Source organism: Vibrio sp. RE88, assembly GCF_013113835.1.
Lineage (GTDB): Bacteria > Pseudomonadota > Gammaproteobacteria > Enterobacterales > Vibrionaceae > Vibrio.
The window spans coordinates 94225-107928 of the sequence record NZ_VTYQ01000017.1 but is presented as its reverse complement, the minus strand read 5'-3'; the positions used below and the strand labels follow the sequence as shown (position 1 = coordinate 107928).

Genomic DNA, 13704 nt, shown 5'->3' with positions numbered 1-13704 from the left:
AGGTAACGATTACGGTGAACTTCAGTGAGCTCGTGACGGATGTGACGGCGACTGTGGGTGGTGTGGCAGTGAAGTTCGAGGGTAACGACCCCGCCCAGCAGTGGTTAGGTGAAACGGAAGAGGCCGTTACGCTGTCGTCCAATGAAGACACGATTACAGCGGTGGTGAATGCGGGTTATAAGGACCTCTCGGGTAATGTAGCGGACAGTGATAAAGAGACAACAACTGGGGTGAAACCGGTACTGTCTCTAGACACAGTGGAAGGTAACAATCAGATCGACTCTCAAGAAGCTGGGCATGTTGTTATCCATGGCACGGGTATTGGGTTCGCAGGAGATTCAAAAATGATTACCGTTAAAGTGACCTCGCAAGAAGAGTCATCTTTTAATTGGCAAGAAACTGTGTCTATTTCCGAAGGTGGTGTATGGACTACAAACAGTAGTGGTCAGGATATGTCCAATTGGCCATTAGGGTTCATTACTGTAGAAGTCACTGGTTTGAACCAACAAGGGATAGACGCAGAGCTTGTGATGAATGATAAGGTATCTATTGTAGATACTTTGCCGCCAACCGTAACGGATGTGGAATCTCTCACGCCATCTGAACCTGAACTTGGTAGCGTAGTGAGTTTAACCATCAATTTTGATGAACCTGTGAAAGGGTTGTCGGGGACCTTTGCTGGCGTGCCGATGAAGTTCACTAAAGTTGGTATGATTGGTGACCTATCTGATCATTGGATGGCCGAAACGGAAAGTGGGATTGATTTAACGGCGGGCAGTGCGACGGAAGAGTTTGTATTGATCACGTTTGAAGATGCTTCTGCGAATCAAGCAGAAGAAGCATATAAAGAACCGTTTTTTGTTAAACCTCTGATCGAAATTGAGTCAGTAACAGGCGATAACGTTATTGAATCAGACGAAATTAGCGAGTTTTATATCACAGGGCAATCTAAAGGTATCGAACACAATGGCACGCTAACCGTGAAAGTTAAGCGGAACTTTAGTACCAAGCTTGATGAAGTTGTGACAGTAGAGTCGGATGGCTCTTGGTCTACCGGAAAGATCAATGCTTCAAGTTGGAACACCGGAGACTTTAATGTTCAGGTAACAGGAAAGAATAATGGAAATGTGAGTGCAGACGAAGCGACTCAAACAATTACCGTTCAATAATGACTAACCTCACCTGAGATTAAAAAGAGTAAATACCCTGTGTATTTACTCTTTCTTCATTAGTTTTTTTCGCAAGAAAGCTGGCTTCCCGATAGCGCCGTCATTGAAATTTTACTTTCATTCACTGCTTTCAATTTCCACTTTTCGGTTACGGTAGGAAAAAGTTTGTCAGTGAAAACTTTTTGCAACTCTTCAGGCGAGTTGTCTGAAAAAGTGGTCTCAAGCTCATCAATCACCTCTAGCAGCGAAGCGTTGCGTTTCATCCATTTCCCGCTACTGAATATATTGACGTCATAAGTGATGTCGGTGTCTAAATTGGTTATTTTCAGAAGTGACTCTTTTTCATAGTGTCCATCTTTGAAGTAATGGACGTTGTCACTGTACTTGAGGTTAACGAGTTCGATGGTCGATTCTGCGGAGCATTGCCACTGACCAGAGATGTCTTGTTCAAACTTTGGTGTGGTAACGCAGCCGGATATGGCAAGCGTAGCGATTAGAATAGATAGCGATTTCATGGTTTTAACATTCCGAGCCAATACATCAGTGGAAGTGTGTTGGTATTTGTATTGATTATTTATTTGGTGGAATTCTATCAGTATTGGTTATGCTGATCGATATTGATAAATCACAAATCTATCAAATGGTTAGTCGTAAAAAAGCCAACCTTACGGTTGGCAAAGAAGTTACAAAGGACAAATGGTTAAATCGGCTTTGTGGCCGAATTCAGCCAATTCTGGGTATCTGAATCCAAATATGGGCTGAGTTGTTCTAGGCATTGGTGATGGTAGGCGTTGAGCCAGTGCACCTCGTCTTTTAACAGCATGGATTTATCCAACATGTTAGTCGCAATGGGCGCTAAAGTTATGGTTTCGAAACCATAAAACGTCCCAAACTCGTTTTCTTCCAGTTCAACCACTTTGAGGATATTCTCAATGCGAATCCCGTATTGATCTTGACGGTAAACGCCCGGTTCGTTGGTGATGACCATCCCCGGCTCTAAAGCAACTTCTGCTGGGTTTTGAGAGAAGTTCTGCGGCCCTTCATGGACATTCAGACAGATGCCAACGCCATGCCCAGTACCACATTTGTAATCTATACCGTGTTGCCACAGAACGCCGCGTGCCATGATATCCAAATTAGCGCCAGTGGAGCCTTTCATAAAACGGGTTTGGGTGAGACGAATCACGGCCTTGAGCACTAAGGTGTAGTCGCGACGTTGTTGCGCCGATGGCTGACCAAAATGGAAGGTGCGGGTAATGTCTGTCGTCCCGCCTAGGTATTGACCGCCTGAATCGACTAGAAAGAACTGGCTTTCATCAACGCGGTAATTGCTCTTATCGTCGGCAGCATAGTGCATTTTCGCACCATGCTCGGCGAAACCAGCAATGGTTCGAAAGCTCTCCCCAATATAGCCGTTAATTTCCTTGCGGTATCCCATTAAGGTTTGTTCAGCGTTGAGCTCTGTTACCTTACCGCTGGGTACTTGCTCGTCCAGCCACTTCATACATCTGACGACGGCGGCGCCATCTTTGCGTAATGTCTCCTCCATGCTGGCAAGTTCAGTGTGATTCTTACGTGCTTTCATTGCAGTGACTGGGCAAGCCATATTGAGCAAACGTACTTGAGAAGGAATGTGACTGATCAACAAACTGTCGGTGTTTCTGCGATCATGAATGAGTACTGAATCAGGAGTAATTCCCTTTAATGCCTTGATAAGCTGCGTATAGTCTTCCATCTCTATACCGTGTTCTGTCAGAGTTGAGATCACTTCAGTTGTCAGCTTTTGCTTATCGACAAAGAGTTGGCATTTGTGAAGGGTAATCAGCAGATAACTTTCAGAAATTGGACAGTACAGGGTATCCCCGCCGCGGATATTGAGTGTCCACATCACATCATCAAGCGTGGAAACGAGCAGTGCATCAGCCGCTTTCTGCTTGAGTACGCGACGAATTCTCGTGACTTTTTCACCTGCCGTTTGTCCCGCAATTTCGAGTGGATGATTGAACAGAGTAGCGCTCGGTCTTGCAGGGCGGTCAGCCCATATTGGGCTGATCAAATCCTGATCAAGGACCAACTGTATCGACTTGGCTTTAAAGGCGGCTTTCAACTCCAGATAAAATTGCTGGCTGATGCTTCGTCCATCGACACCGACTCGACTGCTTTGTTCCAAACTGTCCGCAAGAAACTGTGCAATGGTTGGAGTTTCTGGTAAGCGGGCTTTAAACAAGGCTAATCCCGAGCCCTCTAATTGCTCGGCAGCTTGGATATAGTAGCGTCCATCTGTCCAAAGGCCGCCGGATTGTGTCGTGATGACGGCGTTACCCGCTGAGCCAGTGAAGCCAGAAATCCATTCTCTCGCCAGCCAGTAATCTGCCGAGTACTCGCTGGAGTGTGGGTCATTGTTTGTCACTATATAGGCGTCAAATTGGTGCTCAGCCATTTTCTCGCGCAGAGCATTAAGGCGCTGAGGAACGGTCGTTAAGGTCATGGGTTATGGGTTCCTATTTGTATATGAGTACAGAAAATCTGGTGGTCGGAATGTCCGCTAAGTGTGGGCTTCTGCTGAGCGCACTGCTCACTGGAGTCCGGGCAGCGCGTTCTAAACACGCAACCACTTGGCGGATTGAGAGGCGAGGGAAGATCGCCGGGCAATAGCTGAACGTTTCTCTGTCTTGCTAAGGTCGGGTTGGCAACCGGAACGGCGGATAACAAGGCTTTGGTATAAGGATGGTGAGCGTGATCAAAGACTTTGTCGTATCGACCAACCTCCATCGGCTTACCCAGATACATCACCATGACTCGATCACTGATGTGACGTACCACGCTAAGATCATGAGCGATCATCACCATGGTTAATCCCATCTCTTGCTTAAGATCGTCAAGAAGATTGATGACTTGCGCCTGAATAGAAACATCGAGTGCGCTAACGGGTTCGTCACAAACCACAAGATCGGGCTTGAGAATCAACGCTCTGGCAATCCCCACTCGCTGACACTGCCCGCCTGAAAACTCATGGGGGTAGCGGTTCCGCTGGCTGGCTAGAAGACCGACTTTATCCATCATTTTTATCACGTGCTGCTCCACTTCTGAGCGTGACAGACTGGGTTCGTGGGTCAATAAAGGCTCGGCAATACACTCTGAGATCGTGAGCCTAGGGTTGAGGCAGGCTGATGGATCTTGAAAGACCATCTGAAACTCACGCCGCTTATCAGCGAGCTGATGTTTCCCCAGCGCCAACAGATCTTGTCCTTTCCAATGCAACTGCCCGCTTGTCGGTTCAATCAGTCTTAATAGTGCCCGCGCCACTGTTGATTTACCGCAACCCGATTCGCCAACAATACCGAGCGTCTCGCCGCGGTAAACATCGAGGTCGATGCCATCCACCGCTTTGACCACTTTGCGCTTACTCGGCAGGATGTGTTTATTGATGTTAAAGTGCACGCGCAAATCACGCGCTGAAAGCAATACTTGCTGTTTCATGTTGCTCTCCTATGCTCGACGCGCTATCTGAGTAACGGCCTGAGGCCCATTAACATGACAAGCCAGAGATTGATGTTGGGATAGTGACCGAAATGGTGGTACTGACGCGTTACATTCTGGTCGATAGTGATTGCAGCGCTCTTTAAACGGGCAGCCTTTACGTTCTGTGAGAGCACTCGGTGGGTTACCGGGAATGGTCGGAAGCCTGTCCATATCTTTAGTAATAGAAGGGATAGCTTCGAGTAGGCCTTGGGTATACGGATGAGCTGGGTGGTTGAACAGAGAGTCTGTATCCGCCTCTTCCATTTTCTGCCCACCATACATAACCAACACCCGATCGCACATCTCAGCGACCACGCCCATATCGTGCGTAATCAACAAGATTGCCGTGTGAAATTCAGACTGCAGATCGCGTAATAGAGAGAGAATCTGCGCTTGTACTGTGACGTCCAAAGCGGTGGTGGGCTCATCAGCAATCAGAAGTTCCGGTTTACACAATAAGGCCATCGCGATCATCACTCGTTGCCGCATGCCACCAGACATCTCGTGAGGGTATTGAGCCATACGAGTGGCAGCAGAAGGGATCCTAACGGCATCAAGCATGGTGAGCGCTTCACGGTTGGCATCACTGCGGTTCATGCCTTTGTGAACCATTAACACTTCGGCAAGTTGTTTACCGACTTTCATAAATGGATTGAGTGATGTCATCGGATCTTGAAAGATCATGCCGATTTTTTCTGCGCGGATGTGGTTAAGCTGTTTTTTGGACATGCTGAGTAAATTTTCGCCATGAAAACTCGCTTGACCAGAAACAATACCGTTATCGGCAGTCAGCCCCATCAAGGCAAAAACGGACTGACTTTTCCCTGAGCCAGACTCACCAACAATACCCAGTGTTTCACCTTTGTGGATGTTGTAGGACAGATTACTGACGGCATGAACTTCACCATCAGGTGTTTTGAAACGCACATTCATATCTTTGATCGATAAAATACTCATGGGGCCTCCTTAGCGATCTTTAGGGTCGAGGGCATCTCGCAGCCCGTCACCGATGAAGTTGAAGCAAAACAGGGTGGCGACTAAGAATATGGAAGGGAACATCAGTTGCCACAAAGCCACATCAATGGTCTTAGCGCCTTCCGCAATCAGAATGCCCCAGCTTGTATCGGGCGGCTGAACGCCGAGCCCGAGAAAACTAAGGAAGGATTCAAACATAATAAAACCGGGCACCATAAGTGAGGAGTACACCATCACAATGCCCAGGACGTTAGGCAGTACATGGCGACGAACGATAGTGAAACGGGAGACACCAATGGAATGGGCGGCTTCGATAAACTCGCGTTTCTTGATACTAAAGGTCACGCCGCGAACAACACGGGCAATTCCTAGCCAAGACACCATGCCAATCACAACAAAAATCAGATAGATGTTGTTGCCGAACAGGGTGACAAACAAAATGACCATAAACATGAAGGGCACTGAGTCGAGTACTTCAATGATTCGCATCATCACACTATCGACCATGCCTCCGATGTATCCGGATAATGCTCCCCAAGCTGTGCCGATAATCACGGCAACCAGTGCGCCCATGAATCCGACCATGATTGAGAGACGCCCACCTTGCATGGTGCGGGCAAAGATGTCCTGACCAAGATCATCGGTACCAAAGTAATGACCAGAACTAAACGACGGTTTACCTAGCTCATAGGGATCGACGACGACATTCCAGTCAATCTCGTCATGGCCGAATGCCGCGACCTGCGGGCCAAAAATGATGCATACGATGATAAACATCAAGACATAAACCGACGTCATGGCGGCGCGGTTTTTACGAAAACGTGTCCAGGCATCCTGCCATAGACTCCTGCCTTCAACCGCTTCAATCTGAGCACTCATTTGCTCTGTCAGTTCCGTGGCATCAATGCGTTTGGTTAACATAGCGACGCTCCTAAATTCGAATGCGTGGGTCGATGATGGTGTAAAGGATGTCGACCACCAAATTGAAGAAGATGGTCAAAGAGGCGACGATCAGCGTTATGCCCATCACCAAACCGTAGTCGCGGTTAAGGGCACCTGAGACAAAATGCTGCCCCATGCCGCCAGTGCTGAAAAAGATGTCGATGATGACCGAACCTGTTACTACCGCGACGAAGCTGGGGCCGAGCATGGCAATGATAGGGATGAGTGAAGGGCGCAGCGCGTGATGAAACAGAATGTAGCTGGTCGACAGGCCTTTCGCTTTTGCGGTGCGGATGTAAGGTTGATTGAGCGTCTCGATCATGGCACCGCGCATCACGCGCGCAATACTGGCAACGGATCCAATCGCCAAGCTAAGCACGGGTAAGATCAAGAAAGAGAGCTCCCCCCCTTCCCACCCTCCGGCGGGTAGCCAACCGAGCTGAATCGAGAAAATCGTGACTAATACCGGAGCCAATACAAACGCAGGGATGACCACTCCTGTCATTGAAAGTGACATAAGTAAATAGTCAACTTTACCATTGCGGTTTAAGGCGGCAATGGTGCCAAGTAACATACCTAATGGCACAGAGATACAAAACGAGATAACACCAAGGATCGCCGACACTGGCCAAGATTGAGCAACAAGCTGGGTGACGGTGAAATCCTGATAGACAAAGCTTGGGCCGAGATCGCCTTGAAGGAAGTTGGTGATGTAAATGAAAAACTGAACCAGAAAGGGTTCGTTCAAGTGAAATTTGGCTTCGATATTTGCCCGTACCACTTCTGGCATTGGGCGTTCCATATCAAATGGGCCGCCGGGCGCGATATGCATTAACCAAAACGACACCAGTGCAATAAACAGCAATGTCGGTATGGCAATCAGGCAGCGGCGCAATATGTACAACAACATGACATTTCCTTGCGTAGAAAAAAGCCCGTAGCCTGTGCTAGGGATAAGTGACAGGCTCGGGCAAACTCGGGTTAATGTGCTTTCACATAGACATTTTTGCGGTAATAAGAGGATTCTGGATTGGTACGCTCATAGCCACCAATGTAATCCTTGATCAGATATTGATCGTTGCCATTGCGGTACATAGGGATGATCGCCATGTCCTGAATCAGAAGCTGTTCCGCAGCAATGTATTCCTGTGACGGGTCACTGAGGCTCTTCGATTCAGCCATCAGGCGATCATATTCTGGGTTGTTGTACTTTGAGTCATTGTATTCACCGGTCGAGACAAAGATGTCCAGCCAGGTTGAGGCTTCGTTATAGTCAGCCGTCCAGCCACCACGGTTAATGTTGCCCGGATCTTTCAGCGCATAGAATACCTTTGGCTCAAGTTGCTTAATTTCGACTTTTGCGCCTAACACACTTTTCCACATGCCAGCCATCGCGGTGGCCATTTTGACGTCTTTAGAAAAAGTCGGCACGGTGAAAGTGAGCTTAAGTGGATTACTCTTGCTGTAACCGGCCTCTTTAATCAGCGCTTTAGCTTTGGCGTTACGTTGTTGCTGAGTCCAAGTCGCGAATTCCGGTGTGTGAGATTTGAAACCATCGGTTTGAGGGGGAACCAGAGTAAACATTGGAATGCCGCCATTTTTGGCGATGGCTTTTGTGATGATGTTTCGGTCGATAGCGTAGGAGAGTGCCTGACGGACACGAAGGTCTTTGGTCGGGCCCTTACTGGTGTTGAGATAGTAGAACGTCGAGCCAAGTGATGCACTGGTGTCCGCCACTTGCTCTGGATATTGTTTTAGAAGCTTGTTCTTTTGAGCCGCGGGAATCGACAGAGCTTGGTCAATTTCGCCGGCTAAGTAGCGGTTTAGTGCAACATTGGCATCTCCGATAGGTAGCCAAGTGATTTGGTCAAGTATGACGTTGTCAGCATCCCAGTATTTCTCATTCTTTGTCATCACCATTTTTTCGTTTACTTTCCACTCAGACACAGTGAAAGCGCCATTGGTGACGATGTTTTTTGGCTGAGTCCACTCGCTGGCGTATTTTTCTACCGTGGCTTGGTGAACTGGTGCAAGGACAGGGTGGCTCAGAAGTTTGATGAAGAAAGGCACTGGCTTTTCTAATGTCACTTCAAAGGTGTGATCATCAATGGCGCGCACGCCTAAGGTGTTAGCTGGTGCTTCACCTTTCATAATCTTGGCGGAGTTTTTGATTCCGGGAATCGCGGCAAACCAAGCATAAGGTGACGCGGTTTTCGGGTCGATAAGGCGCTGCCAGCTATAAACAAAATCGTGTGCCGTTAATGGGTCACCATTCGACCACTGAGACTGACGCAACGTAAAGGTGTAGACAGTATTGTTGTCATTCGCTTGCCAGCTTTCAGCGATGCCGGGAATGGTTTTGCCTTGCTTATCCTGTACTGTCAGACCTTCAAACAAGTCTCGCCCTAGGTTGAACGCTGGCTCTGCGGCCTGTTTTGCCGGATCAATTGAAGTGACCTCAGCTCCATTGTTTAAAACAATCTCTTGTTTTTCAGCGAGCTGCGTTCCTGATGGGTATGGTTTGGCGAGAGCATTGCTGGCAAATAATGCCGTTGCAATAGCACTCAGTGCGATCAGTTGTTTTGCTTTCATAGCTTCCTCGTAATGTCCTTATCGGATGAAATCCCTATCATCTGAAGGGAGGGAAATCAGACACTCAAAACGACCGGAGTGGCGAGTACTGCACAGAGTGAAAGGGATAGAGAAAATGTATATTGTATAAAATCTTTCAACAATCGATATTTAACATTGTTGTAACAAGGTGGCAGTTTCAGAGACTTGTGGTCTTATAAAATGAGACTGAGCGAAAAATGAACAAATGAAAGTCTGAGAATGAATCCAGAGTCACAGAAAGTTGATGAAAATGATACTTCAAACTCGCTCTGGCCCTAGCGTCTGCGGAATTTTGCGGAAACCTGTTTAAGCAGCTCCCCATCTATCTCTGGTAATCCGTCCGAGAAGTAGATCTGCTGGCCGGGCGTCATTCGAAACAGCACATTGGTGAACTCACCTTCTTCGTTGGCGCAATTCGCCGCGTGCATTTCACTGACTTTACGATCCACTTCCTGTTCGAGTTTGAGCCTCTGCTCTTGGGTCAAACGCACTCGGGCCTGACAAACTTGAGAAAGGGTTGAGTCTTCCATCGAGATCGTTTCAAAACGGCGCTTGAATAAGGTATCGAGTGCAGTGCCTTCTTCCATGATAAATCGCCTGCCAGAGCGATACACTATCTTGTCACCGTGCGCTTCCAGATAGCCAAGGATTTCAGCAATGCTCAGGTAGAATCTCAGGCTGGTATCTGAGAGTTGATACTGCTCGGCAATTTGTTGCGGTGTTTGGTTACGTGAGGTGATGAGGTAGATAAAGTCGAGAAGGTAAGGGTGCTCAACAAACAGAGCGTTTTGCTCATCAGAGAGGAACTGCTCATTGTCTCGTTGGATCTGAACCGCTAATTGCGTCAGTTCCATCAGATCACTATTGAGGTGGTTGGTGTACATCAGGATCTTGTCCAGACCCAATGAAGGATTATGCAAGTGCCGCTTTATGGTCGAAAGCGGCACGCCGGTTTTCTCAGACAATTCGCTATAGCACAAACCTTCGTTCTTGATTTTCTGGCGGATGGCAGCCAGCAAAAATTCTGGTCCAATATGCATGGGTTTCAGCCCTGATTGTTTTGGCGCTCGATAAGCAAGTTGCGAATATCAGCACCAGCTTCGAGGATATGTTTCTTCAACATGTATTTCGCCCCTTCAATATCACGGTTCTGGCACATTTCCAGCAGGGCGACATGCTCCTTGTCGGCTTTGACGATGCCTGATGTAAACAGAAGCTGCATACGAATATAGCGGTCGCACTTGGTATTCAGGTTGTAGATCACATCCATGGTTTCCGGCATTTCGGCGGGTTCATACAAGGCTTTGTGCAACTCATAGTTGTAGTTGCTCCACTCTTCCACTTCGTCTCCGCGGCTGACAACATTTTCAAATCGCTGACGAATTTCATTCGCTTTAGCGAGATCTTCATCGGTCATTTTCTGGATAGCACGTTCTAGAATAAAGCACTCTACGACGGCGCGCAGTTCAAATAGCTCATCAATCTTCTCAGGCGATAGCTCGGTAACAGTGGCGCCTTTATGTGCTTCAAACGCAACCAATCCTTGCGCTTCTAACTGCATCAGAGCTTCACGCACCGGAATTCGGCTGACGTTGAACTCTTTGGCGAGGGCATCTTGACGTAGGGGTTGGCCCGTCTTTAATTCCCCTTTGAGGATCTTGGTTCGGATCGCTTCTTCGACCAACTGCGTTCGAGTTTTAAAAACAGGTTTTTGCGACATCCAAGTCTCCGCTCACATCATTCTTATTCAATATTTTATTCAATATACCATTAGCGTCCGGCATTGCGACCCTTGCAGCCGTTCACCTGTTTGTTTTTTGGGATGGGTCAAAACAAAAAGGTACCAGCTGGTACCTTTTTGAACAGTGACTACTGACCATCTATAGTCCGACGCACGTTAAGTGGGTTTGCTTGTTGTAGAGCCTGAGGCAATAATTGGTCCGGCATGGACTGATAAGCGACCGGACGTAACCAACGTTTTATCGCTTCCGCCCCCACTGATGTGCTTGCAGGCATGGTTGAAGCTGGGTAAGGACCGCCGTGCACCATGGCATAGCTGACTTCAACCCCGGTGGGCCAGCCATTAAACACTAAGCGACCAGCGACTTCTTCAAGCTCAGTCACCAGTGTCGCTGCGAGTGCATAATCTGCTTCTTCTGCCTGAATGGTAGCCGTCAGGCTTCCGGCCAGATTCTGGCTCAACTCAAGCATGTCTTCGGCGCTTTCACATTTGACGATGATGGATTGAGGGCCAAAAATTTCTTCCTGCCATTGTGGGTTGCGTCGCCACTGTTCACTGGTGGTTTCAAATAGATACGCGGGTACACCTTGTTCAGGCTGGGATTGGGTGAGTGCTAGCCCTTGCTCGCGAGATCGCAGCTCACTTTGTTGCAGGTAACCCTGTTTGATCCCTTCTGTAAGCATGATCTGCCCAGGCTGGTTTTGAATCCCTTGGCGTACCGACGATAGGAATTGCGTGCCAGCGTTATCATCGACGATGAACACCACCGCAGGCTTAGTACAGAACTGACCGCAGCCCATATTCATCGACAGCAGGTATTCTTCGGCTAAAGACTGACCATGCTGCGCCATACGTTGGGGGAGGATGAAGACAGGGTTGGAAGCGCCCAGTTCACCGTAAAACGGAATCGGTTCTGGACGCTGCTGCGCAATATCATAAAGTGCACGTCCGCCAACAATCGATCCGGTAAAACCGACCGCCTTGATTTTAGGATGAGAAACTACGGACTGACCTAACTCATGGCTGGTTCCTTGCAGCAGAGTAAACACCGCTTGAGGCAAACTCATCTCATCCAATGCTTTGGCAATACATTCAGCGACTTTTTCACTGGTGCCAGGGTGTGCTGGGTGCCCTTTGACGACCACCGGACAACCCGCTGCCAATGCTGACGCGCTATCCCCACCGGCCGTGGAAAAAGCGAGAGGAAAGTTAGAGGCACCAAAAACCGCAACCGGGCCAAGAGCAATGTTCTGACGGCGAATATCCGGTTTTGGTATCGGCGAACGTTGAGGATCTGCGGTGTCGAAAATCGCTTCCTGCCACAAGCCACTTTCTACGACATTGGCAAATAACTTAAGCTGCGCAGTTGTGCGGCTTAGCTCACCATTAAGTCTTGCGTGCGGCAGCGCTGATTCAAGATGAGCTCGTTCCACAATACCTTCTCTGGCTTGCTCCAGTTGGTCGGCGATACTGTGTAACAGCTGAGCTCGAATCGCTGGGGAGGTTTGGCGAAATGATTTAGCCACCTCAGCCGCGGCATTGGCCGCAAAGTCGATATCAGATTGCTGATGCTCTGGAAATTGTCCTTCCAATACTTGCTCGTTTGCAGGATTGAGGGCAGAAAAAGTGCTGGTTTTATTCATGGTTGTGTCCTGTTGATCTTGGGCTATTTAAGTTCAAATCCAAATGCATATGGGTCGTTATCATCCACCCAGATGGTGTTGTGTCCGGTAACCTGCGCCCAGCCTTCAATACTGGGTAAGATGGCAGCTTTCCCATTGACTTCCGTAATGCCTTCGATGCGGCCAGTAAACAGGCTGCCAATGATGCTTTCATGAATAAAATCATCACCTTGCTTTAGTTTTCCTTTAGCGTGCCATTGTGCCATTCGGGCGCTGGTACCTGTGCCGCAAGGGGAGCGATCGAGTGCTTTCTCACCATAGAAGACAGCGTTGCGAGCGGTAGCTTGGGGCTGAGTTGGTGAGCCAGTCCAGAGTACGTGTGAGACACCACATACTGTTGGATCGTCGGGGTGGATACATTCAACGGCATCGGATACGGCTTTACGTACCCGAGGGCTAAACATCAGGATTTCGTCCGATGTGTAATGCTCCAGCCCCAGATAGTTTTCCTGAGGATCAACGATAACGTAGTAATTACCGCCATAAGAGACGTCAACGGTGATCTCGCCAAGGCCATCCACATCGACGGTGACATCTTGATGAGCAAGATAGGCAGGCACATTGAAGATCTTCACAGAAGTGATCTTTTCGCCATCGCGTTGATAGTGCACTTCTATCTGACCTGCTGGAACGTCAAGGATCAGTCGGCCTTCTTCTCGTGGAGTAATCAATTTTTGTTCTAATGCTGAGGTGACTGTGCCGATCGTGCCGTGCCCACACATGGGCAGGCAGCCACTGGTTTCGATAAACAGGATCGAAGCATCAGCGTTTTCGCTACAGGGTGGCAGGACAACAGAACCAGACATCATGGCGTGACCGCGTGGCTCAAACATTAAGGATTGGCGGATCCAATCATAATGCTTAAGGAAGAACTGCCTTTTCTCACTCATTGTTTCGCCCTGCAGTGGCGGTACGCCACCCGCAACCAGACGCACTGGGTTACCACAGGTGTGTGCATCAATGCAGAAGAAGGTTCCTTGTCTCATTTCTCGCTCCTTGGATACGAAATTGGTTGAACTGCTTTGGAGGGATGTTATCGTGATGTTAAGTATATTTTATA

Annotated in this window: 12 protein-coding genes; 1 reads left to right on the top strand and 11 read right to left on the bottom strand. The window is 48.4% G+C overall.

The annotated features are described in order from the left end of the window. Window positions 1-1169: hypothetical protein (locus F0265_RS23930; protein ID WP_171750589.1), on the top strand; the 1169-nt coding region annotated here is incomplete at its 5' end. 59 nt (window positions 1170-1228) lie between these two features. Here the strand turns inward: F0265_RS23930 and F0265_RS23925 are convergent. The 11 genes from F0265_RS23925 to F0265_RS23875 form a co-directional block, all read right to left on the bottom strand. Further along, the gene (locus F0265_RS23925) at window positions 1229-1684 is read right to left on the bottom strand and encodes a hypothetical protein (protein ID WP_171750588.1); all 456 of its coding nucleotides are present in this window, start codon (window positions 1682-1684) and stop codon (window positions 1229-1231) included. 185 nt (window positions 1685-1869) lie between these two features. Beyond that, window positions 1870-3657: an aminopeptidase P family protein gene (locus F0265_RS23920; RefSeq protein ID WP_171750587.1), complete on the bottom strand. Its 1788-nt coding sequence runs from the start codon at window positions 3655-3657 to the stop codon at window positions 1870-1872. Continuing rightward, on the bottom strand, window positions 3654-4649 hold the full coding sequence (locus F0265_RS23915) for a dipeptide ABC transporter ATP-binding protein (RefSeq protein WP_171750586.1): 996 nt from the start codon (window positions 4647-4649) through the stop codon (window positions 3654-3656). Before F0265_RS23915 ends, F0265_RS23920 begins: the two co-directional genes overlap by 4 nt. A gap of 9 nt (window positions 4650-4658) precedes the next feature. Continuing rightward, entirely contained in the window at window positions 4659-5648 is a 990-nt protein-coding gene (locus F0265_RS23910) for an oligopeptide/dipeptide ABC transporter ATP-binding protein (RefSeq protein ID WP_171750585.1), read from the bottom strand. 9 nt (window positions 5649-5657) lie between these two features. Continuing rightward, a complete protein-coding gene (locus F0265_RS23905) occupies window positions 5658-6587 on the bottom strand; it encodes an ABC transporter permease subunit (protein WP_006960247.1) in 930 nt (309 codons plus the stop codon). Between the two features lie 10 nt (window positions 6588-6597). Then, window positions 6598-7518 (bottom strand): oligopeptide ABC transporter permease OppB, encoded by a 921-nt coding sequence (gene oppB, locus F0265_RS23900; RefSeq protein WP_006960248.1) that lies wholly within the window; start codon window positions 7516-7518, stop codon window positions 6598-6600. Window positions 7519-7589: 71 nt separating this feature from the next. Beyond that, complete coding sequence (locus F0265_RS23895; RefSeq protein ID WP_171750584.1) at window positions 7590-9200, bottom strand: peptide ABC transporter substrate-binding protein; 1611 nt, start codon at window positions 9198-9200, stop codon at window positions 7590-7592. Window positions 9201-9496: 296 nt separating this feature from the next. Next, entirely contained in the window at window positions 9497-10261 is a 765-nt protein-coding gene (locus tag F0265_RS23890; protein ID WP_043010831.1) for a transcriptional regulator, read from the bottom strand. 5 nt (window positions 10262-10266) lie between these two features. Continuing rightward, window positions 10267-10941, bottom strand: coding sequence for a GntR family transcriptional regulator (locus tag F0265_RS23885; protein WP_171750583.1), 675 nt, complete (start codon window positions 10939-10941; stop codon window positions 10267-10269). A gap of 149 nt (window positions 10942-11090) precedes the next feature. After that, window positions 11091-12605 carry an aldehyde dehydrogenase (NADP(+)) gene (locus tag F0265_RS23880; protein ID WP_171750582.1) on the bottom strand — a complete coding sequence of 505 codons (1515 nt, stop codon included), beginning with the start codon at window positions 12603-12605 and terminating at the stop codon, window positions 11091-11093. Between the two features lie 23 nt (window positions 12606-12628). Further along, entirely contained in the window at window positions 12629-13630 is a 1002-nt protein-coding gene (locus F0265_RS23875; RefSeq protein WP_171750581.1) for a 4-hydroxyproline epimerase, read from the bottom strand. Between the last annotated feature and the right edge of the window lie 74 nt (window positions 13631-13704).

Coding starts and splice junctions, on each gene's coding strand:
- F0265_RS23925 (WP_171750588.1), bottom strand. CDS start 1,684: ATGAAATCGCTATCTATTCTAATCGCTACGCTTGCCATATCCGGCTGC.
- F0265_RS23920 (WP_171750587.1), bottom strand. CDS start 3,657: ATGACCTTAACGACCGTTCCTCAGCGCCTTAATGCTCTGCGCGAGAAA.
- F0265_RS23915 (WP_171750586.1), bottom strand. CDS start 4,649: ATGAAACAGCAAGTATTGCTTTCAGCGCGTGATTTGCGCGTGCACTTT.
- F0265_RS23910 (WP_171750585.1), bottom strand. CDS start 5,648: ATGAGTATTTTATCGATCAAAGATATGAATGTGCGTTTCAAAACACCT.
- F0265_RS23905 (WP_006960247.1), bottom strand. CDS start 6,587: ATGTTAACCAAACGCATTGATGCCACGGAACTGACAGAGCAAATGAGT.
- oppB (WP_006960248.1), bottom strand. CDS start 7,518: ATGTTGTTGTACATATTGCGCCGCTGCCTGATTGCCATACCGACATTG.
- F0265_RS23895 (WP_171750584.1), bottom strand. CDS start 9,200: ATGAAAGCAAAACAACTGATCGCACTGAGTGCTATTGCAACGGCATTA.
- F0265_RS23890 (WP_043010831.1), bottom strand. CDS start 10,261: ATGCATATTGGACCAGAATTTTTGCTGGCTGCCATCCGCCAGAAAATC.
- F0265_RS23885 (WP_171750583.1), bottom strand. CDS start 10,941: ATGTCGCAAAAACCTGTTTTTAAAACTCGAACGCAGTTGGTCGAAGAA.
- F0265_RS23880 (WP_171750582.1), bottom strand. CDS start 12,605: ATGAATAAAACCAGCACTTTTTCTGCCCTCAATCCTGCAAACGAGCAA.
- F0265_RS23875 (WP_171750581.1), bottom strand. CDS start 13,630: ATGAGACAAGGAACCTTCTTCTGCATTGATGCACACACCTGTGGTAAC.